The organism is Mesorhizobium sp. M0001 (assembly GCF_040324255.1).
GTDB lineage: Bacteria > Pseudomonadota > Alphaproteobacteria > Rhizobiales > Rhizobiaceae > Mesorhizobium.
The window spans coordinates 219649-239387 of record NZ_JAMYVS010000004.1; the positions used below are offsets into that span (position 1 = coordinate 219649).

Sequence of the window (19739 nt, forward strand, 5' to 3'; positions counted from 1 at the left end):
CCTCAGGTACTGAGCGAATTCGCTGCGCGCAAGCTGCAGCCGGTGATCTGAAAGCTGCCGTCGGGCTGCTGTTCCAGCGTGTAGACCGCCTCATAGTCCTTGCCGTCGGGTCCGACGATCAGCACTTGCTGGATTATCGAAGTTGGCCCCATCTGCTCGACCTTGCCGAAGGAATAGCTCTGCGGCTGGCGCACCGGCGGATAGCCGTTGGTCACCATGTTCATGAAGGTGTCGACGGTCGGAAAGATGCGCTTCACATTTGGAGCGGCGAAACTGTACGCCTTGGCGCCATCATTGGCGATGAGCGCCTTCAACTGACCATCGATGACGGCCTGGCCGGCCTTGACTTCGGCGTCGCCGGCAAGGGCTGCCGAGACGAACAACGCGAACAGCAATGAAACGACTGCGAATGCGATGCGGCGCATGGCCTGTCTCCATTGTCCTCAACAAAACCTGTCCCAGGACGCATCATACCATACGCTTGGCGGAGCCTCACGGTTTCAGCAACCGCAATATTTGCCACGCAAGTGCCACAAGATCATGCTTAAGCCTCCTTTAACGCGGGGCGCGCATCGTAGGGACGGGTGGGGACCCGTTCGCGCAACCAGGGGACGACCATGTTCAAGCAGCCGATCGACCGGCGCCTTTTGCTGAAGGGCGCGGCAAGCCTCGCAGTTTTGGCTCCCTTGCCCGCCTGGGCAAGCACTGGGCCGACCGTCACGGAAGTCGCCTTCGACCCCGCCATTCCAGCGCTCGGCAACCCCGATGGCGATGTCACCATCGCCGAATTCGTCGACTATCAGTGCCCGATCTGCAAACTCGTTTTCGTCGAGCTGAAGAAGTTGATGGAAGAGGACAGCGGCATTCGGCTTGTGATGAAGGACTGGCCGATCTTCGGCGACGTGTCGCGCGACGCGGCGCGGGTGACGCTGCTGAGCGGCGAACACTATGCCGCGGCGGTCGATGCGCTGATGACCAACCAGCGCGGCCTTTCGGAACGCCGCACCAACGACATCCTTTCTTCCGTCGGTGTCGATGTGGCGATGGTGCGTGCCGACCTCGCCATCCGTGAACCCGACATCGACGCTGCCCTTGTCCGCACGGAAGCCCAGGCGACGGCTTTCAAGCTGCGCGGCACGCCAGCCCTGGTCATCGGCGGCAACTTGTATCGGCGCGGCATGCCGGTGTCCGAACTGAGACAAGCCGTCGCCAAGGCGCGCTCGGCCTGATGCTTGAAAGCCGGGCGGCAGTCTGCCACAAGGGCCGCTTGTGTGCTGAAGCTTGATCGGGACCGGCAATGAAGACGTTTTTCATGCAGATAAAGTGCGATCTGGGCAAGTCCTATGAGGTCGCCAGCGCGCTCGCCGATGCCGAAATCGCCTCGGAAATCTACTCGACCGCCGGCAATTACGACCTGCTTGCCAAATTCTACGTCGACGACGAGGAAGATGTCGGCCACTTCGTCAACGAGAAGGTGCAGATTATTCCCGGAATCAAGGACACCTTCACGGTCGTCACTTTCCGCGCATTCTAAAGCAATTCCAGGAAAAGTGTGAAGCGGTTTTCCGCCCGGAATTGCGTCGAAGCAAAAAGCCATGGCAGGTCGCCGTTTCCATGAAACGGTGAACTGCTATGGCCGCATCAGGCACTTGCCCGGCGACAAGGCAGAGCCTGATTAAGGTCCTGTTCCGACTGCCCGAATTTTGGGCAGTCGGAACATACTGATCGCCGATATCCTCCAAATCACCGATTGCGCTTGATTTTCTCCCGCGACGCCAGTGAAATGGCGTCACAGGGGAGTATGCGATTGGCAGCGTTCGATGAAATGCTTCCGGAAGTTTCCGGGCTTAGACAACCGTATACGGCTTACGACCGCTGGCTGAAGGAGCAGGACCCGGCCAGGCTTACCGAAAAGATGCAGGACGCCGAGCGCGTCTTCCGCAAGACCGGCATTACCTTCGCCGTCTATGGCGAGCAGGAAGCCTCCGAGCGGCTGATCCCCTTCGACATCGTGCCGCGCATCATCTCCGGCAATGAATGGCGAAGGCTGACGCAAGGCATCGAGCAGCGCGTGCAGGCGCTGAACGCTTTCCTCGACGACATTTACCACCGCCAGGAAATCCTGCGCGCCGGCCGCGTGCCGAGGGAGCTGATCGCCAGGAACGAGGCGTTCCTGCCGGAAATGATCGGAGTGCGGCCACCGGCCGGCGTCTACACCCACATTATCGGCGTCGATATCGTCCGCATCTCGGAGAACGAGTTCTACGTGCTGGAGGACAATGCGCGCACGCCGTCGGGGGTCTCCTACATGCTGGAGAACCGCGAGACGATGATGCAGCTCTTTCCCGAGCTGTTCCAGCAGATCAAGGTGCGGCCGGTGGAGAATTATCCGCAATTGCTGCGCCAGTCGCTGGCGGCAGTGCGGCCGCAAAGCACCAAGGGCGCACCGACCATTGCCGTGCTGACGCCGGGCAGCTTCAACTCCGCCTATTTCGAACATGCCTTCCTCGCCGACCAGATGGGCGTGCAACTGGTCGAAGGCCAGGATCTGCGCGTTGTAGACGGCCACGTCGCCATGCGCACGACCGAAGGCTACAAGCAGATCGACGTGCTTTACCGGCGCGTCGACGATTCCTTCCTCGATCCGCTGACCTTCCGGCCGGACTCGGCCCTTGGCGTGCCCGGCATTATGGACGTCTACCGCGCCGGCAACATCACCATCGCCAACGCGCCGGGAACCGGCATCGCCGACGACAAGGCGATTTATTCCTACATGCCCGACATCGTCGAGTTCTACACCGGCCGCAAGGCCATCCTCGGCAACATCCCGACCTGGCGCTGCTCGGAGCCCGACAGCCTGAAATACGTGCTCGAACACATCCATGAGCTGGTCATCAAGGAAGTGCACGGCTCCGGCGGCTACGGCATGCTGGTCGGCCCGGCTGCGACCAAGAAGGAATGCCAGGATTTCGCCAAGAAGCTGCAGGCGAAGCCCTCCAACTACATCGCCCAGCCGACGCTGGCGCTGTCGACTTGCCCGATCCTGACCGAAAAAGGCCTGTCGCCGCGCCATGTCGATCTCAGGCCCTATGTTCTGGTCTCCGACCGAATCCAGATCGTTCCCGGCGGCTTGACGCGGGTGGCGCTGAAGGAGGGGTCGTTGGTCGTGAATTCCTCGCAAGGCGGCGGCACGAAGGATACGTGGGTGCTGGACGATTAGGTAGGGAATAGGGCAGTAGGCAGTAGGCAGTAGGCAGTAGGCAGTAGGCAGTAGGCAGTAGGCAGTAGGCAGTAGGCAGTAGGCAGTAGAGGGACAAGAAATGCCATATTCCACAGAGATTCAAATGCTTACTAATCCCTACTCACTATTCCCTACTCACTAGCCCGAAGGCCACTTCACATGCTTCTCGGCCGCACCGCCAACGGGCTCTACTGGATGAACCGCTATATCGAGCGGGCGGAAAACATGGCGCGTCTGGTCGATGCCGGCCTTCGCATGGCTCTGACCCGCACCCAGAGCGCGTCGGAAGAGTGGAATTCGGTGCTGCTCAGCGCCGGCTCCGACGTCACCTTCACGCAGAAATACAAGGACTATACCGCCGCCAACGTCGCCGACTTCCTGCTGCGCGACACCTCGAACCCGTCGAGCACGATGTCGGCGATCGAGACCGCTCGCAACAATGCCCGCATGGTGCGCACCGCGCTGACGCGCGAGACCTGGGAGAGCATCAACGAAGCCTGGATGGCCCTGAAGCGCATGCTGGCAAAGCCGATCGACGAGCGCGACCTGCCGAGTGTGCTCGACGCCATCAAACGCGAGACGGCGCTGATCCGCGGCTCGTTCTACGGCACGATGCTGCGCAACGAGATCTTCGACTTCTCGCAGCTCGGCACCTATGTCGAGCGGGCCGACAACACGGCACGCATCCTCGACGTGAAATACTACGTGCTGCTGCCGTCGATCTCCTGGGTCGGCTCGAGCCTCGACAACTACCAGTGGGAATCGATCCTGCGCTCGGTGTCGGCGCACCGTTCCTATCGCTGGGTCTATGAGGCCGACTACAAACCGACCAATATTGCCGACTATCTGATCCTCAATGTGCGCATGCCGCGTTCGCTGACCTTCTGTTATCGTTTTCTCGCCGAGCATCTGAAGTTCCTGGGCGACGACTATGGCGACCGTCATGCCTGCCACGCCACCGTCGACAGGACACAGGCGATGCTGCAGGCAGGGTCGATCAAGGACATATTCGACGCCGGCCTGCACGAATTCCTGGCCAGGTTCATTCAAGACAACACCAAGCTTGGCGAAGAGATCGCACAAGATTACCGGTTCAATTGAGCATGATCGCGAACCGGAGGGCCGCGCTAGCGACAAGTGGGACCCGGTTTTCGGATAAGATCATGCTTACAAACGGAAAATAGGCATGCGGCTCAAGATCACCCACCGTACCGAATACCGCTACGACGCGCCGGTGCACTATCTGTTGCAGCGGCTACGCCTGTTACCGGTCAGTGGCCCGACGCAGACCGTGCTGTCCTGGGCGCTGAAGATCGAGGGCGCGCGCGAGGAAGTCCGCTTTAACGACCATTTCGGCAACGATAACAGGCTGTTGAGCGTCGAGGGCGAGCGCGACTTCATCACCGTCGAGGCCTCCGGCGAGGTTGTCACGCGCGACACAGCGGGCGTCTCGGGTCCGCATCACGGCTTTGCGCCGCTGTGGCTGTTCAGCCAGGAGACAGCTTTGACCATCCCCGGCGGGGGCATAAGCGAGCTTGCCGCGGCGGTCGGCAAAGGTACCGACATCGAAAGGCTGCATCGGCTGATGGCGCTGATCGTCGAGCGCGTCGCCTACACGCCGGGCACCACCAGCGTGACGACCCCGGCGGAAGAGGCATTGGCGCTGAAGACCGGCGTTTGCCAGGATCACAGCCACATCTTTGTCACCGCAGCCCGCGTCATGGGTTTTCCGGCCCGCTATGTCAGTGGCTATCTGATGATGGATGCGGCCATCGAGCAGGCGGCAAGCCATGCCTGGGCCGAAGCCCATGTTCAGGGTCTCGGCTGGGTCGCCTTCGACGCCGCCAACGGCATTTCCCCCGATGAACGCTATGTCAGGGTAGCCACCGGCCGTGATTATCGCGACGCCTCGCCGGTGTCGGGAATTCGACTGGGACAGGCGGAGGAACAGCTTGCAGTCACCGTCACGGTAGAGCAGTAGTCTCCGGCAAGATTGCTGCCTGAAGAGATTCCATGACTTATTGCGTCGGCCTCAAGATCGATCGTGGGCTCGTGTTCATGTCGGACACGCGCACCAATGCAGGGATGGATTCGATCTCCACTTTCAAGAAGATGCATGTCTGGGAAGAGCCAGGCGAGCGCGTCATCGTACTGATGTCGGCCGGCAATCTGGCTACGACTCAGGCCGTGGTCAGCCTGCTCGACGAGCGCACCAAGGCGGTGGCGGAACGCCACGCGACGCTGCTCGAGACCCCATCCATGTACCAGACGGTGCGGCTGGTCGGCGACACCGTCAAGGAAGTCATCGCCAGCTCGTCGCCTGCCGGCGAAAAGGCGGATTCCTATTTCAACGCCTCCTTCATCCTCGGCGGCCAGATCAAGGGCAGCCCGCCACGGCTGTTCATGATCTATCCCGAGGGCAATTTCATCGAATCGACCGACGACACGCCGTTCTTCCAGATCGGCGAGACCAAATACGGCAAGCCGATCATCATCCGTGCCTATGAAAGGACGATGAGCCTGGCTGAAACGGTCAAGCTCTTGCTGGTATCGTTCGATTCGACGCTGAAATCGAACCTGTCCGTCGGCCTGCCTCTCGACCTGCTGTTCCTGGAGGAGGACACGTTCACGGTGGGTTTGAAAAAGCGCATCGGCCAGGACGATCGATATTATCGTGCTATTTCCGAAGGCTGGTCGAACGCGTTGAAGACGGCCTTTGCCAGCCTGCCGGATTTTCCGGGGTAGCGCGGGAACCTTCGTCGCGGTTGCCTGTCTCTATTTAACATGTTAATCAAAATTCAAACGGCTGGCTGATCGGCGCGTCGGGAGGATCCATGGACAACGAGCAATTCCGCGACTGGTCGAGGCGCGCCGCCGACTGGGGCGCTGATTACCGCGCCGGCCTTCGCGATCGGCCCGTGCGACCTGCCATAGCGCCGGGCGAGATCTTCAGGAGCATCGAAGCTTCTCCGCCGGAGGCCGCGGAATCGATGGAGACGATCTTCGCCGATTTCGAAGCCAAGATCGTGCCCGGCATGACGCATTGGCAGCATCCGCGTTTCTTTGCTTATTTCCCGGCCAATGCAGCACCCGTCTCGGTGGTTGCCGAATATCTGGTCTCTGCGATGGCCGCGCAGTGCATGCTGTGGCAGACTTCGCCGGCGGCGACAGAGCTTGAGACGCGCATCGTCGACTGGATGCGCCAGGCGCTCGGCCTGCCCGAAGGCTTTTCCGGCGTGATCCAGGACTCCGCATCATCGGCGACGCTGGCCGCCGTGTTGACCATGCGCGAGCGCACGCTCGACTGGCAGGGCAACAAGAAGGGCCTTTCCGGGCAGGGCAGGCTGCGCGTCTATTCCTCCGACCAGGTGCACACCTCGATCGACCGCGCCATCTGGGTCGCCGGCATTGGCGAGGACAACCTCGTCCGCATTCCCGTCGCCGGCACCTACCGCGCCATGGATACCGCGGCTTTGGAAGCGGCGATTGTTGCCGACCGCGCGGCCGGCCTATTGCCGGCCGGCATCATCGCGTGCGTCGGCGGCACCAGCACCGGCGGCACCGACGACATCGCTGAAGTGGCCGCGGTGGCCAAACGCCAGGGGCTCTATCTGCATATCGACGCCGCCTGGGCCGGATCGGCGATGATCTGTCCGGAATACCGGCATTTCTGGACCGGTGTCGAGGGCGCGGACTCGATCGTCTTCAACCCGCACAAATGGCTGGGCGCGCAATTCGACTGCTCGATCCAGTTCGTCCGCCAGCCGGAGGATCTCGTGCGCACGCTGGCGATCAAGCCGGACTATCTGAAAACTCGCGGCCATGACGGCATCATCAACTACTCCGAATGGTCGGTGCCTCTCGGCCGTCGCTTCCGGGCGCTGAAGCTGTGGTTCCTGCTGCGCGCCCATGGCCTCGAGGCGCTGCGCACCATGATCCGCAATCACGTCGCCTGGAGCGAAGGCATAGCAGCGCGCCTGGCCGAGGAGGAGGATTTCGAGCTCGCCAGCCAGCCGATGCTGTCGCTGTTCTCGTTCCGGCATCGCGCCGCATCCGGCGCTGACTGCGACGAGCACAATCTGCGTCTGGTCGACGCCATCAACAATGACGGCCGTATCTACCTGACGCAGACGCGTGTCGATGGGCGGGTCGCCATCCGCTTCCAGGCAGGCCAGTTCGAGACAACCGCGGCCGATGTCGATACCGCCTTCACTGTCATCTGCGAGTGTGCAAGATCCCCGAAGGACTGACAGGGATTGCCCGGGTGGTTGCCGCCGCCGGGGCAAGCCAGCAAGGACCTGCGAGCAAGCATATGGCCGGAAGGGCTGAAGGGGTTAGCCAGAATCTGACGGGCGTCTGGAGCGGGCGCTATTTCTATCCGCGCGAACTGCCGCCGGTTTCCTTCGTTGCAACGCTGATCGAAACGGCAACCAGCTTGACGGGCATGACCCACGAACCGGCGGCGACCAGCACGGCAAGATACGCAAGCCTGCAGGGGCAGCGAGAGGGCAACGCCGTCTCCTTTACCAAGACATACGACAAGGCCCAATTGAAGGCGCACCCGATTCACTACAGCGGCATCATCAACGGTGATGCAACCGAGATCAAAGGCACTTGGCGAATCCCGGGATACTGGTCCGGCAATTTCCTGATGATCCGCTCGCCAGGTAAAGTCGCGGCTGTCACCCGCAAGGTGGCGGAGCGGGTCTGAGCCGTATCTGCCCGGTTCGCCTTTGCAATCATCGATATTTCATTAGCCGGCGTCTCCCTTTTCATTGCTTTCGTTTTCAGCTACAAACAAGAAAAACGAAAACGGGAGGTTCTCAGTGTATTTGTCGCCGCGCCATGCCGAAATCATCCAGATGGCGAAGGACCATGGCCGTGTGCTGGTCGATGACCTCGCCACGCATTTCAACGTGACGCCACAGACCATCCGCAAGGACCTCAACGATCTCTGCGACCAGCGGCTGCTGACGCGCATCCATGGCGGGGCCCTGTTCCCGTCCGGCATCGAGAACATGGAGTATGAGGCGCGCCGCAAGATTGCCGCCGACGAGAAGGAGGCGATCGGCCGCGCGGCGGCCAGGCTGATACCCGACAACGCCTCCCTGTTCATCAACATCGGCACCACGACCGAGTCGGTCAGCAAGGCGCTGCTCGACCATACCGGGCTGATGGTCATCACCAATAATATCAATGTTGCCAACAGGATGCGCATCTATCCTTCGATCGAGGTGGTAATCGCCGGCGGCGTCGTGCGTGGCTCCGACGGCGGCGTTGTCGGCGAGGCCGCGGTCGATTTCATCAGGCAGTTCAAGGTCGACTATGCGGTGATCGGCGCCTCGGCCATCGACCATGACGGCGCGTTGCTCGATTTCGACTTTCGCGAAGTGAAAGTGGCGCAAGCCATTATCGCCAATGCCAGGCATGTCATCCTGGTCTCCGACCAGACCAAGTTCGAACGCACCGCGCCGGTTCGCATCGGCCATCTCTCGCAAGTCAACACCTTCATCACCGACCGTTGCGACATCCCGTCGGTGCGTAAGATCTGCGAGGAAGCGGAGGTTCAATTGATCGAAACGTCGCTCGGCTAGGCTATCGATCACGGTCCCGTTACATTTCGTTTGACATTCGTTCTTATTTCGAAATAATCCCGATACGGTTTCGTAACAACTCAAAAATGCTGCAATGCGAAATCGCGGGAGGGATTTGTGGACGCAGTCCGTGACATCTTCGTCATCGGTGGCGGCATCAATGGCTGCGGCATCGCCCGCGACGCCGTTGGGCGGGGCTTTTCGGTATTTCTCGCCGAGATGAACGACCTCGCCAGCGGAACCTCCTCCGGTTCGACCAAGCTGATCCATGGTGGCCTGCGCTACCTCGAATTCTACGAGTTCCGGCTTGTGCGCGAGGCGCTGATGGAGCGCGAGGTTCTGTGGAAGAACGCGCCGCACATCATCTGGCCGATGCGCTTCGTGCTGCCCTATGCCAAGGGCCTGCGCCCGGCCTGGCTGATCCGGCTCGGCCTGTTCCTCTACGATCATATTGGTGGCCGCAAATTGCTGCCGGCTACCCGGACACTGGACATGTCCAAGGATCCGGCCGGCAAGCCTCTGAAGCCGCTATTTCACAAGGCCTTCGAGTACTCGGACGGCTGGGTCAACGATGCCCGGCTGGTGATGTTGAACGCGCGTGACGCCGCCGACCGCGGCGCCACCATCCGCACCCGCACGAAAGTCGTCGGGGCGCGGCGCGAAGGCGATCTGTGGGCGATCCGCGTGGAAGACGTGCAGACGGGAGAGGCCGAGGAGGTCAAGGCCCGGCTGCTGGTCAATGCCGCCGGTCCATGGGTCGACCACGTCCTGTCGACCACCGTGGGCCAGAACGACGTGCACAATGTGCGCCTGGTGCAGGGCAGTCATATAGTCATCAAAAAGAAGTTCGATGATCCGCGCGCCTACTTCTTCCAGAACAAGGACGGGCGCATCATTTTCGCCATCCCTTACGAGGAAGAATTTACGCTGATCGGCACCACCGATCGCGACTATCCCGGCGATCCGCATGACGTGAAGATCAGCGACACCGAGATCGACTATCTCTGCGCGGCGGCGAGCGAATATTTTGCTGAAGCCGTGACGCGTCCCGACATCGTCTGGACCTATTCGGCCGTGCGCCCGCTCTATGACGACGGCGCTTCGAAGGCGCAGGAAGCGACCCGCGACTATGTGCTGAAAGCCGATGGCGGCGGGGGCAAGGCGCCGATCGTCAACGCTTTCGGCGGCAAGATCACCACCTACCGCCGGTTGTCGGAATCGATGCTGGAAAAGGTCGAAGGTTTTCTCGGCAAGCGCGGCAAGCCGTGGACGGCGAACGCGCCCTTGCCGGGCGGCGATTTCCCGGCCACCGGTTTCGACGTCCAGGTGGCGAAGCTGAAGAGCGCCTATCCTTTCCTCGACCAGCTCCTGGCGCGTCGGTTGACCAGGCTTTACGGCACGCGCGCGCAAGTGCTGCTCGGCCTTGCCAAGTCGAACGCCGATCTCGGCCGCAATTTCGGCGCTGATCTCTATGAGGCCGAGGTACGCTACCTCAGCGAAAATGAATGGGCGCTGACCGCCGAAGATGTATTGTGGCGTCGCACCAAGCGGGGTCTGCATCTCAGCCGCGAACAGGCCTCGGCGCTTGACGAATTCATGCGCGGCATCAGCCGGCGCCATGTCGCGGCAGCGGAATAGGGAAGGCGATTGATGCACAAAGCCTGGGAGGAGGCATCATGCTGGAACTGAGAAACGTGACGAAGATGGTCGGCGCGGTGGAGCATATCCGCGACGTGTCGCTGACGCTTCAGCACGGCTCGCTCAACGTTTTGCTCGGGCCGACACTGTCGGGCAAGACCAGTCTGATGCGGCTGATGGCCGGACTCGACGTGCCGACCACCGGTTCAGTCTGGTTCGACGGCCAGAATGTCACCGGCATGCCGGTGCAGCAGCGCAAGATCGCCATGGTCTATCAGCAGTTCATCAACTACCCCGCGATGACCGTCTACGAGAACATCGCCTCGCCGTTGCGCGTCGCCGGCACCGACCAGGCCAAGATCGACAAGGAAGTCCGCAACGCGGCAGGGCTTTTGAAGCTCACACCCTATCTCGACCGCACGCCGCTCAGCCTGTCCGGCGGCCAGCAGCAGCGTACGGCGCTGGCCCGCGCCATCGTCAAGAATGCCAGTCTGGTGCTGCTCGACGAGCCGCTCGCCAATCTGGATTACAAGCTGCGCGAGGAGTTGCGCGCCGAGCTGCCCAAGATATTTGCCGCCGCCGGCACCATTTTCGTCTACGCCACGACCGAGCCGCATGAAGCCTTGCTGCTCGGCGGCAATACGGCGACGCTGTCCGAGGGGCGGATCACCCAATTCGGGCCGACCATCGACGTCTTCCGCAAGCCGATCGACCTGGTGACGGCGAAAACCTTTGCCGATCCGCCGCTCAACACCATCGTGCTGGCCAAGAAAGGTCCCGATTTCCTTCTCGAGGGCGGCGTCAAGCTGCCGGTACCGGCCGAACTCGCCGGCATTTCCGACGCCAATTACACGATCGGCTTTCAGCCGCATCATCTGTCGCTGGAGCGGCCCAACGCTGCCGCGGTGCCGGTGCGCGCCAAGGTGACGATCACCGAGATCACCGGCTCGGAAAGCTTCATCCACCTCGATTTTGCCGATGCGCGCTGGGTCATGCTGGCCCACGGCATCCGCGATTTCGAGCCCGACGCCGAGATCGAGGTGTTTATCGATCCGCGCCACATCATGGTCTTCGACAGCAACGGCAGCGCCGTCGCCGCGCCGAAGCTTGCGGCCTGAGGGGGAAGAGATGGCGCGCATCGACGTCAACCATGTCAGGCACTCCTACCTGCCCAATCCGCAGAAGGATGCCGATTTTGCGCTGCGGGAAGTGCACCACACATTCGAGGATGGCGGCGCCTATGCGCTGCTTGGGCCCTCGGGTTGCGGCAAGACCACGCTGCTCAACATCATTTCGGGACTTCTGCACCCCTCGCACGGTGAGTTGTTGTTCAACGGCAAGGACGTCACCAATCTGTCGACGCAGGAGCGCAACATCGCGCAGGTGTTCCAGTTCCCGGTCATCTACGACACCATGACCGTTTACGACAATCTTGCCTTCCCGCTGCGCAATCGCGGCGTGCCGGAGGCCGATGTCGACCGCAAGGTGCGCGAGACGCTGGAGATGATCGACCTGGCGTCGTGGGCGAAGAAGAAGGCGAGGGGCCTGACCGCCGACCAGAAGCAGAAGATCTCGCTCGGCCGCGGCCTGGTGCGCTCGGATGTCAATGCCATCCTGTTCGACGAACCGCTGACGGTTATCGATCCGCACATGAAATGGGTGCTGCGATCGCAGTTGAAGCAACTGCACCGCCGCTTCGGCTACACCATGGTCTATGTCACCCATGACCAGACCGAGGCGCTGACCTTCGCCGACCAGGTCGTCGTCATGTATGATGGCGGCATCGTCCAGATCGGCACGCCGGCTGAATTGTTTGAGCGCCCGCGCCACACATTCGTCGGTTACTTCATCGGCTCGCCCGGCATGAACGTCATGCCGGTGGCGATCGACGGCAAGACTGCGACCATTGGCAGTCAGCGCATCGAGTTGCCCGGCGCGCCAAAGACCGCCGCTGGGAGCTCCGGCGCCATCGAACTCGGCATCCGCCCCGAATATGTCAGGCTCGGCCGCGAGGGCATGGCGGTTAAAATCAGCAAGGTCGAGGATCTCGGCCGCCACAAGGTGGTGCGCGCCAGCCTCGAAGGCCGCGAGATCGCTGCCGTCATCGGCGAGGACGAGAGCGTGCCGGCCGACCCAAAGGTTCGCTTCGATCCGGCCGGCATCAACATCTATGCCGATTCCTGGCTGGTTGAGATGGGGCGTGTCGAGATGGGGGCATAGATGGAAAAGACCTGGAACAACAAGGCCTGGTTCCTGGTGCTGCCGGTGCTGGTGCTGGTGGCGTTCTCGGCCGTCATTCCGCTGATGACGGTCGTCAACTATTCGGTGCAGGACACCTTCGGCAACAACGTCTTCTTCTGGGCAGGCACCCAGTGGTTCGAGGAACTGCTGTCGTCCAGCCGCTTCTGGGAAGCCATGGTGCGCAACCTGATCTTCTCCTTCATCATCCTGGCCATCGAAGTGCCGCTCGGCATCTTCATCGCGCTCAACATGCCGAAGAAGGGTTGGGGCGTGCCGGTCTGCCTGGTGCTTATGTCGTTGCCGCTGCTCATTCCGTGGAACGTCGTCGGCACCATCTGGCAGGTCTTCGGCCGCAACGACATCGGCCTGCTCGGCTACTACGTCAACGCGCTCGGCATCGACTACAATTACGTGCAGGATCCGTTCGACGCCTGGGTCACCATCATCATCATGGACGTCTGGCACTGGACCAGCCTTGTCGTGCTGCTCTGCTATGCCGGCCTGGTTTCGATCCCGGATGCCTTCTACCAGGCGGCCAAGATCGACGGCGCCTCGCGCTGGGCGGTGTTCCGTTATATCCAGCTGCCGAAGATGCAGCGTGTGCTTTTGATCGCCGTGCTGTTGCGCTTCATGGATAGCTTCATGATCTACACCGAGCCCTTCGTCGTCACCGGCGGCGGCCCCGGCAACTCGACCACCTTCCTGTCGATCGACCTCGTCAAGACCGCGCTCGGCCAGTTCGACCTCGGTCCGGCGGCCGCCATGTCGCTGGTCTACTTCCTGATCATCCTGTTGTTGTCGTGGGTGTTCTACACCGTGATGACCAACTACGACGCGGAGCGCTGAGATGAGCGGCGCCAACGAAAGAGCCGACAGAGTGAGCGAAACCACCGCTTCGGGAAAATTGGCGAGCACGCTTTCGCAGGATCAGGTCGCCCGGCTGATGCGCAAGCGCGGCGAGGAATCGCGCTGGTGGTGGATCGTGCCGACGATCTACATCATCGTGCTTCTGCTGCCGATCTACTGGCTCATCAACATGAGCTTCAAGACCAATGCCGAGATCGTCTCCTCGCTGACGCTCTATCCGCATCAGCCTACGATCGCCAACTACGTCACCATCTTTACCGACGCCTCCTGGTACTCGGGCTACATCAACTCGATCACCTATGTGGTGATGAACATGGTGATCTCGGTGGCCGCCGCGCTGCCGGCGGCCTACGCCTTTTCGCGTTACCGCTTCCTCGGCGACAAGCATCTGTTCTTCTGGCTGTTGACCAACCGCATGGCGCCGCCGGCAGTGTTCGCGCTGCCGTTCTTCCAGCTCTATTCGGCTTTCGGCCTGATCGACACCCACATCGCCGTGGCGCTGGCGCACTGCCTGTTCAATGTGCCGCTGGCGGTGTGGATCCTCGAAGGCTTCATGTCGGGCGTGCCCAAAGAGATCGACGAAACAGCCTATATCGACGGCTACTCCTTCCCGCGCTTCTTCGTCAGGATTTTCATGCCGCTGATCGCCAGCGGCATCGGTGTCGCGTGCTTCTTCTGCTTCATGTTCTCATGGGTCGAGCTTTTGATCGCTCGCACGCTGACGACCACCGATGCCAAGCCCATCGCCGCCACCATGACCCGCACCGTCTCGGCCGCCGGCATGGACTGGGGCCTGCTTGCCGCCGCCGGCGTGCTGACGCTGATCCCCGGCGCGCTCGTCATCTGGTTTGTCCGCAACTACATCGCCAAGGGCTTCGCCCTGGGGAGGGTGTGATGAAACAAACGCACGGGTTCATCCTCACCACCACCGCCAAGGGCTTTGCCCTGGGGAGGGTGTCACCATGAATCTCGACCTCACCTGGATGGCGTGGACGTGGCCGACGGCGGCGTTCTTCGGCACCATTCTTCTGCTGCTGTGCGGCATGGCGTTTTGGGAATTTGCCTCGCCGGGCGGCAATCCGCGCGTCGGCATCCTGCGCTTCGAGACGACGCGCGGCGACCGTCTTTTTCTATCGCTGCTTGGCAGCGCCTTTATCCATCTCGCTTGGCTGGGTCTTGTCGGATCCAACCTGTGGTGGGCTCTCGCTCTCTCCGTGGTCTACGCCGTCGGCGTGTTCCGCTACGTATAGAGGGGGAAACTGTTGGATCGACCGCGTGCCGGCGGCCGTTCCAGATCGCACTTGAAACCTAAATGTGGAGGAAACCTATGCGACGGCAATTTTTAACATCAACAACTGCCCTTGTCCTGTTGCTCGGGGTAGGCAACGCCTACGCCGGAATGGATGAGGCCAAGGCGTTTCTGGACAAGGAAATCGGCCCGCTGTCGACGCTCGACCGCGCCGGCCAGGAAGCAGAAATGCAGTGGTTCATCGATGCCGCGAAGCCTTTCGCCGGCATGGACATCAAGGTCGTGTCCGAAACCATCGCCACCCACCAGTATGAATCGCAGGTGCTGGCGCCGGCCTTTACCGCCATCACTGGCATCAAGATCACGCATGACGTCATCCAGGAAGGCGACGTCGTCGAGAAGATCCAGACCCAGATGCAGACCGGCCAGAACCTTTATGACGGCTGGGTCAACGATTCCGACCTGATCGGCACCCACTGGCGCTACCAGCAGGTCCGCAACCTGACCGACTGGATGGCGGGCGAGGGCAAGGACGTTACCAATCCGAACCTCGACCTGAAGGATTTTATCGGCACCTCCTTCACCACCGCGCCGGACAAGAAGCTCTATCAGCTGCCCGACCAGCAGTTCGCCAACCTCTACTGGTTCCGTTACGACTGGTTCAACGACGAGAAGAACAAGGCCGACTTCAAGGCGAAATACGGCTACGACCTCGGCGTTCCCGTGAACTGGTCGGCCTATGAGGACATCGCCGAGTTCTTCACCGGCCGCGAGATCGATGGCAAGAAGGTCTATGGCCACATGGACTATGGCAAGAAGGACCCGTCGCTCGGCTGGCGCTTCACCGACGCCTGGCTGTCGATGGCCGGCAACGGCGACAAGGGCCTGCCGAACGGCCTGCCGGTCGACGAATGGGGCATCAAGGTCAACGAGAAATCACAGCCGGTCGGCTCCTGCACGGCGCGCGGCGGCGACACCAACGGCCCGGCTGCCGTCTACTCGATCCAGAAATACCTCGACTGGCTGAAGGCCTACGCTCCGGCCGAAGCCCAGGGGATGACGTTCTCCGAATCCGGCCCGGTGCCGGCACAGGGTGCGGTCGCGCAGCAGATATTCTGGTACACCGCCTTCACCGCTTCGATGGTCGACGCCGGCGCCAAGGCGGTGCTGAACGACGACGGTACGCCGAAGTGGCGCATGGCCCCGTCGCCGCATGGCGTCTACTGGAAGGACGGCATGAAGCTCGGCTATCAGGACGTGGGTTCCTGGACGCTGATGAAGTCGACGCCGACCGACCGCGCCAAGGCCGCCTGGCTCTACGCGCAGTTCGTGACCTCGAAGACGGTCGACGTGAAGAAGAGCCATGTCGGCTTGACCTTCATCCGCGAAAGCACGATCCACGACAAGAGCTTCACCGAACGTGCGCCGAAGCTCGGTGGTCTGATCGAGTTCTACCGCTCGCCGGCCCGCGTTCAGTGGTCGCCGACCGGCACCAACGTGCCCGATTATCCGAAGCTGGCACAGCTCTGGTGGCAGGCGATCGGCGATGCCTCGTCCGGCGCCAAGACGGCGCAGGAAGCCATGGACTCGCTCTGCGCCGAGCAGGAAAAAGTCATGACCCGCATCGAGAAGTCGGGCGTCCAGGGCGATATCGGCCCGAAGATGGCCGAAGAGCATGACCTCGCCTACTGGAACGCCGACGCGGTCAAGAACGGCAATCTCGCGCCTCAGCTGAAGATCGAAAACGAGAAGGAAAAGCCGATCACCATCAACTACGACGAACTGGTGAAGAGCTGGCAGAAGTAATCTTGGCGTACGCGCCAGGATCATAGTGAACGGGGAGGCGGCATCTTGCCGTCTCCCCTGTTTGTATAGGCGAGCTACCGGGAGGACTAATGACCGGATACATCCTTGCAATCGACCAGGGTACGACATCGACCAGGGCGATCCTGTTCGACGGCGCGATGAAGGTCGCCGGCAGCAAGCAGCAGGAATTCACGCAGCATTATCCTGCCTCCGGCTGGGTCGAGCATGATCCGGAAGAGATCTGGGCAAGCGTCGTCGCCACCGTCAAAGGCGCGCTGAAGGCCGCCGGCCGCGAGGCTTCGGATGTGGCGGCGATCGGCATCACCAACCAGCGCGAAACCGTCGTCATCTGGGACAAGGCGACCGGCAAGCCGATCCACAATGCCATCGTCTGGCAGGACCGCCGCACCGCGCCGCTCTGCCAGAAGCTGAAGAAACACGGCCTGGAGAAAAAGTTCACCAAAAAGACCGGCCTGCTGCTCGATCCCTATTTCTCCGGCACCAAGATCGCCTGGATGCTGGACAAGGTGAACGGTGCGAGAAAGCGCGCCGAAAAGGGCGAACTGCTCGCCGGCACCATCGACAGTTTTTTGATCTGGCGGCTGACCGGCGGCAAGGTGCATGCGACAGATGCCACCAACGCCTCGCGCACGCTGGTCTACAACATCGAGAAAAATGTCTGGGACGACGAGCTGCTCTCCATCCTGCGCATCCCGGTGGCGTTGCTGCCTGAGGTCAAGGATTGCGCCGACGACTACGGCGTGACGGAAAAAAGCCTGTTTGGCGCCGAAATCAAAATCCTTGGCGTGGCCGGCGATCAGCACGCAGCGACCATCGGCCAGGCCTGTTTCGAGCCAGGCATGATGAAATCGACCTATGGCACCGGCTGCTTTGCGCTGCTCAACACCGGCGCCGATCTGGTGCGCTCGAAGAACCGGCTGTTGACCACCATCGCCTATCGGCTGAACGGCAAGACTACCTATGCCTTGGAAGGCTCGATCTTCATCGCGGGTGCCGCCGTGCAATGGCTGCGCGACGGCATCAAGGTGATCGGCAAGGCCGAGCATAGCGGCGTTTTGGCGGCAACCGCCGACCCCACGCAGAACGTCTATCTGGTGCCGGCTTTCGTCGGTCTCGGCGCGCCGCATTGGGACGCCGAGGCGCGTGGCGCGATCTTCGGGCTGACCCGCAACTCTGGCCCGGCGGAGTTCGCCCGCGCGGCGCTGGAATCCGTCGCCTACCAGACGCGCGATCTCCTCGACGCAATGCGCAAGGACTGGAAGGGGGCGTCGGCCAAAACCGTGCTTCGCGTCGACGGCGGCATGGTGGCCTCCGACTGGACCATGCAGCGGCTGGCCGATATCCTCGATGCGCCGGTCGATCGCCCGACCATTCTGGAGACGACGGCGCTGGGTGCGGCGTGGCTTGCCGGCTCGAAAGCAGGCGTGTGGCCGAAGGCGAAGGATTTTGCCAAGAGCTGGGCGCTCGAGCGCCGCTTCAAGCCGGACATGGATGCCACGGTGCGTTCGGCAAAACTGGCCGGCTGGCGCGATGCGGTGCGCCGGACGCTGAGCGTACGGTAGTAAATCGTGGCGGGGGAAGGGGATGAATCCACACTGGTATGTCGCCTGGCGCGACGAGGCTGTCGAACAATTGGATGCAAAGAATGCACGCTTGCAGCAGGCGTTCCGATCGGCAGTTGGCCTCGCTATGACTATGATCTGACAGAAGGAAAGCTTCTGTTCTCGGACAACGGCATCACCAAGGTCGTCGCCGAAATCCAAATCGCCGGATCGACGAGTGCCAAGGCCAGCAACTGGCTCTGGGCTTGGGCAAATTCAAACCTGCCTGGCGAACTGCTTGCCGACGCAAAGCTGGTTCGGTCATTCGGACAGGAGCATTCCATTGATGAGCTGGCTCAATCCTATGCGATAGATTTGAACAACGACCTGGAAGTGCTCGGCTGGAAGACGACCGCAGTTGCGGTTCGAATCTGCAACGGCCTCGGCCCATACCGTTCTCCGCGTGGTGAAGGCGGAGCCCTGTATCTGATCTTCAAGAGCGTCAATTGGGCCAGCTAATCCGCCGCGCCCGTACCCAAGCAACCTACGGAAAAGCCCGCCCCCGGGCCGGCGCGGGCTTTTCTACACAACACTTGGTACCAACTCAGCTCAATAGGGCGAATTGCACTGCCGACGCGGGCCGTAATTGGGCTGGAATGTGTTGTCCGAAGCGCGGTACGACCGATAGCGGTCGTAGCACCACTGCACATGGGCATCGCCGCGGTTGTTCTCGCTGTTGACGATCGCGCCGGTGATCAGGGCGCCGGTGGCGAAGGCAGCCAGCGGGAACCAGTAGTCGCCGTGACGGCGATAGCCGCGGTGATATTCGCGATAGCCGCGATGGCCATTCCAATAGCTGCCGCCATCATTGTTGCGCGAGAACTGGCGGCCTACGCGGAAATCGCGATTGCCGGAATTGCGGTTGCCATGGCGCATCCACCGCCAGTTGTCATGACGAGAATCGCCCACATTCACGATGTCGGACGAAGTTGCTGATGACTGGGGCACGAACATCTGGGCGGCATTGGCCGGCATAGCGGCGGCCGCGGCAAACGAAATTGACAGGGTGGTCGCCAGTAGACCCGTTGCGATCTTGTTCATGATCTTCTCCTTGAAGGGTGGTTGACGTCCCTTGTGAGACGAAAACGGCCCGCTCGTGCGATGGTTCCCACCAAAACAGTAAGTTGCTGATTTGTAATGTTTCTCGAATTTGGCGCGTGAGAAAAGGCGCGTTTGGCGCGCCAACAGATCGAAGCGGCGACCACGTTGCGGGCGCGGCTCACCGGGCTGGTGACGACGCAATTTGCGGCGCGTCTGGCGATGGCTGAAACCCCGTTCGAACGGCCATCTTTTTCCGGTTGACCGGTCGCGGCACTCTCCCTATGTTCCGCGCAATTTCGAGGGCGGCCTTTAGAGCCCGCGGGAGCGCGTAGCTCAGCCGGTAGAGCAACTGACTTTTAATCAGTAGGTCTCGGGTTCGAACCCCGACGCGCTCACCAGAAATATTTCGTGCGAAAGTTGCTCCCTGTCAGCAGCCCCCG

Annotated in this window: 21 protein-coding genes and 1 tRNA gene; 20 read left to right on the forward strand and 2 right to left on the reverse strand. The window is 61.5% G+C overall.

What is annotated here, in order from left to right; translation table 11 throughout:
- Positions 1 to 2: 2 nt before the first annotated feature.
- The gene (locus tag NKK50_RS13885; protein ID WP_023730151.1) at positions 3 to 425 is read right to left on the reverse strand and encodes a DUF4864 domain-containing protein; all 423 of its coding nucleotides are present in this window, start codon (positions 423 to 425) and stop codon (positions 3 to 5) included.
- A 192-nt stretch (positions 426 to 617) separates the two neighbouring features.
- On the opposite strand from NKK50_RS13885, the gene NKK50_RS13890 reads away from it, so the two are divergent.
- The 18 genes from NKK50_RS13890 to NKK50_RS13975 all read left to right on the forward strand — a co-directional run bounded on the left by NKK50_RS13890 (position 618) and on the right by NKK50_RS13975 (position 18717).
- Entirely contained in the window at positions 618 to 1229 is a 612-nt protein-coding gene (locus NKK50_RS13890; protein WP_023824853.1) for a DsbA family protein, read from the forward strand.
- A 68-nt stretch (positions 1230 to 1297) separates the two neighbouring features.
- Positions 1298 to 1534, forward strand: a complete 237-nt coding sequence (locus NKK50_RS13895; RefSeq protein ID WP_023670963.1) for an Lrp/AsnC family transcriptional regulator — start codon at positions 1298 to 1300, stop codon at positions 1532 to 1534.
- 273 nt (positions 1535 to 1807) lie between these two features.
- A complete protein-coding gene (locus tag NKK50_RS13900) occupies positions 1808 to 3220 on the forward strand; it encodes a circularly permuted type 2 ATP-grasp protein (protein ID WP_023670964.1) in 1413 nt (470 codons plus the stop codon).
- A gap of 180 nt (positions 3221 to 3400) precedes the next feature.
- A complete protein-coding gene (locus NKK50_RS13905) occupies positions 3401 to 4342 on the forward strand; it encodes an alpha-E domain-containing protein (protein WP_023693403.1) in 942 nt (313 codons plus the stop codon).
- Between the two features lie 85 nt (positions 4343 to 4427).
- Positions 4428 to 5222 (forward strand): transglutaminase family protein, encoded by a 795-nt coding sequence (locus NKK50_RS13910; protein WP_023819860.1) that lies wholly within the window; start codon positions 4428 to 4430, stop codon positions 5220 to 5222.
- Positions 5223 to 5254: 32 nt separating this feature from the next.
- Positions 5255 to 5986, forward strand: coding sequence for a proteasome-type protease (locus NKK50_RS13915; protein ID WP_023684646.1), 732 nt, complete (start codon positions 5255 to 5257; stop codon positions 5984 to 5986).
- Positions 5987 to 6075: 89 nt separating this feature from the next.
- A complete protein-coding gene (locus NKK50_RS13920; RefSeq protein WP_352543560.1) occupies positions 6076 to 7491 on the forward strand; it encodes a pyridoxal phosphate-dependent decarboxylase family protein in 1416 nt (471 codons plus the stop codon).
- A 14-nt stretch (positions 7492 to 7505) separates the two neighbouring features.
- Positions 7506 to 7952, forward strand: coding sequence for a hypothetical protein (locus tag NKK50_RS13925; protein ID WP_023684648.1), 447 nt, complete (start codon positions 7506 to 7508; stop codon positions 7950 to 7952).
- Between the two features lie 115 nt (positions 7953 to 8067).
- Positions 8068 to 8835, forward strand: coding sequence for a DeoR/GlpR family DNA-binding transcription regulator (locus NKK50_RS13930; protein ID WP_023670971.1), 768 nt, complete (start codon positions 8068 to 8070; stop codon positions 8833 to 8835).
- A 117-nt stretch (positions 8836 to 8952) separates the two neighbouring features.
- A complete protein-coding gene (glpD, locus tag NKK50_RS13935; protein WP_352543561.1) occupies positions 8953 to 10473 on the forward strand; it encodes a glycerol-3-phosphate dehydrogenase in 1521 nt (506 codons plus the stop codon).
- Between the two features lie 38 nt (positions 10474 to 10511).
- Entirely contained in the window at positions 10512 to 11591 is a 1080-nt protein-coding gene (locus NKK50_RS13940; RefSeq protein ID WP_352543562.1) for an ABC transporter ATP-binding protein, read from the forward strand.
- Between the two features lie 10 nt (positions 11592 to 11601).
- Entirely contained in the window at positions 11602 to 12693 is a 1092-nt protein-coding gene (locus NKK50_RS13945) for an ABC transporter ATP-binding protein (RefSeq protein ID WP_023700777.1), read from the forward strand.
- Positions 12694 to 13560, forward strand: a complete 867-nt coding sequence (locus tag NKK50_RS13950) for a carbohydrate ABC transporter permease (protein ID WP_023670975.1) — start codon at positions 12694 to 12696, stop codon at positions 13558 to 13560.
- A 1-nt stretch (position 13561) separates the two neighbouring features.
- Positions 13562 to 14476, forward strand: a complete 915-nt coding sequence (locus NKK50_RS13955; RefSeq protein WP_023670976.1) for a carbohydrate ABC transporter permease — start codon at positions 13562 to 13564, stop codon at positions 14474 to 14476.
- A 67-nt stretch (positions 14477 to 14543) separates the two neighbouring features.
- Positions 14544 to 14831: a DUF2160 domain-containing protein gene (locus NKK50_RS13960; RefSeq protein ID WP_023670977.1), complete on the forward strand. Its 288-nt coding sequence runs from the start codon at positions 14544 to 14546 to the stop codon at positions 14829 to 14831.
- A 77-nt stretch (positions 14832 to 14908) separates the two neighbouring features.
- Positions 14909 to 16636 (forward strand): ABC transporter substrate-binding protein, encoded by a 1728-nt coding sequence (locus NKK50_RS13965; protein ID WP_023670978.1) that lies wholly within the window; start codon positions 14909 to 14911, stop codon positions 16634 to 16636.
- Between the two features lie 89 nt (positions 16637 to 16725).
- Positions 16726 to 18219, forward strand: coding sequence for a glycerol kinase GlpK (glpK, locus tag NKK50_RS13970; RefSeq protein WP_352543563.1), 1494 nt, complete (start codon positions 16726 to 16728; stop codon positions 18217 to 18219).
- Positions 18220 to 18225: 6 nt separating this feature from the next.
- On the forward strand, positions 18226 to 18717 hold the full coding sequence (locus NKK50_RS13975; protein WP_023746168.1) for a DUF6882 domain-containing protein: 492 nt from the start codon (positions 18226 to 18228) through the stop codon (positions 18715 to 18717).
- Positions 18718 to 18807: 90 nt separating this feature from the next.
- Here NKK50_RS13975 and NKK50_RS13980 read toward each other — a convergent pair whose 3' ends face one another.
- Entirely contained in the window at positions 18808 to 19299 is a 492-nt protein-coding gene (locus tag NKK50_RS13980) for a BA14K family protein (protein WP_023734331.1), read from the reverse strand.
- Between the two features lie 132 nt (positions 19300 to 19431).
- Between NKK50_RS13980 and NKK50_RS13985 the strand changes: the two genes are divergently transcribed.
- Entirely contained in the window at positions 19432 to 19560 is a 129-nt protein-coding gene (locus NKK50_RS13985) for a hypothetical protein (RefSeq protein WP_023746169.1), read from the forward strand.
- A 61-nt stretch (positions 19561 to 19621) separates the two neighbouring features.
- A tRNA-Lys gene (locus tag NKK50_RS13990) sits at positions 19622 to 19697 on the forward strand.
- Positions 19698 to 19739: the final 42 nt, after the last annotated feature.

Coding starts and splice junctions, on each gene's coding strand:
- NKK50_RS13885 (WP_023730151.1), bottom strand. CDS start 425: ATGCGCCGCATCGCATTCGCAGTCGTTTCATTGCTGTTCGCGTTGTTC.
- NKK50_RS13890 (WP_023824853.1), top strand. CDS start 618: ATGTTCAAGCAGCCGATCGACCGGCGCCTTTTGCTGAAGGGCGCGGCA.
- NKK50_RS13895 (WP_023670963.1), top strand. CDS start 1,298: ATGAAGACGTTTTTCATGCAGATAAAGTGCGATCTGGGCAAGTCCTAT.
- NKK50_RS13905 (WP_023693403.1), top strand. CDS start 3,401: ATGCTTCTCGGCCGCACCGCCAACGGGCTCTACTGGATGAACCGCTAT.
- NKK50_RS13910 (WP_023819860.1), top strand. CDS start 4,428: ATGCGGCTCAAGATCACCCACCGTACCGAATACCGCTACGACGCGCCG.
- NKK50_RS13915 (WP_023684646.1), top strand. CDS start 5,255: ATGACTTATTGCGTCGGCCTCAAGATCGATCGTGGGCTCGTGTTCATG.
- NKK50_RS13920 (WP_352543560.1), top strand. CDS start 6,076: ATGGACAACGAGCAATTCCGCGACTGGTCGAGGCGCGCCGCCGACTGG.
- NKK50_RS13940 (WP_352543562.1), top strand. CDS start 10,512: ATGCTGGAACTGAGAAACGTGACGAAGATGGTCGGCGCGGTGGAGCAT.
- NKK50_RS13945 (WP_023700777.1), top strand. CDS start 11,602: ATGGCGCGCATCGACGTCAACCATGTCAGGCACTCCTACCTGCCCAAT.
- NKK50_RS13950 (WP_023670975.1), top strand. CDS start 12,694: ATGGAAAAGACCTGGAACAACAAGGCCTGGTTCCTGGTGCTGCCGGTG.
- NKK50_RS13955 (WP_023670976.1), top strand. CDS start 13,562: ATGAGCGGCGCCAACGAAAGAGCCGACAGAGTGAGCGAAACCACCGCT.
- NKK50_RS13960 (WP_023670977.1), top strand. CDS start 14,544: ATGAATCTCGACCTCACCTGGATGGCGTGGACGTGGCCGACGGCGGCG.
- NKK50_RS13965 (WP_023670978.1), top strand. CDS start 14,909: ATGCGACGGCAATTTTTAACATCAACAACTGCCCTTGTCCTGTTGCTC.
- glpK (WP_352543563.1), top strand. CDS start 16,726: ATGACCGGATACATCCTTGCAATCGACCAGGGTACGACATCGACCAGG.
- NKK50_RS13980 (WP_023734331.1), bottom strand. CDS start 19,299: ATGAACAAGATCGCAACGGGTCTACTGGCGACCACCCTGTCAATTTCG.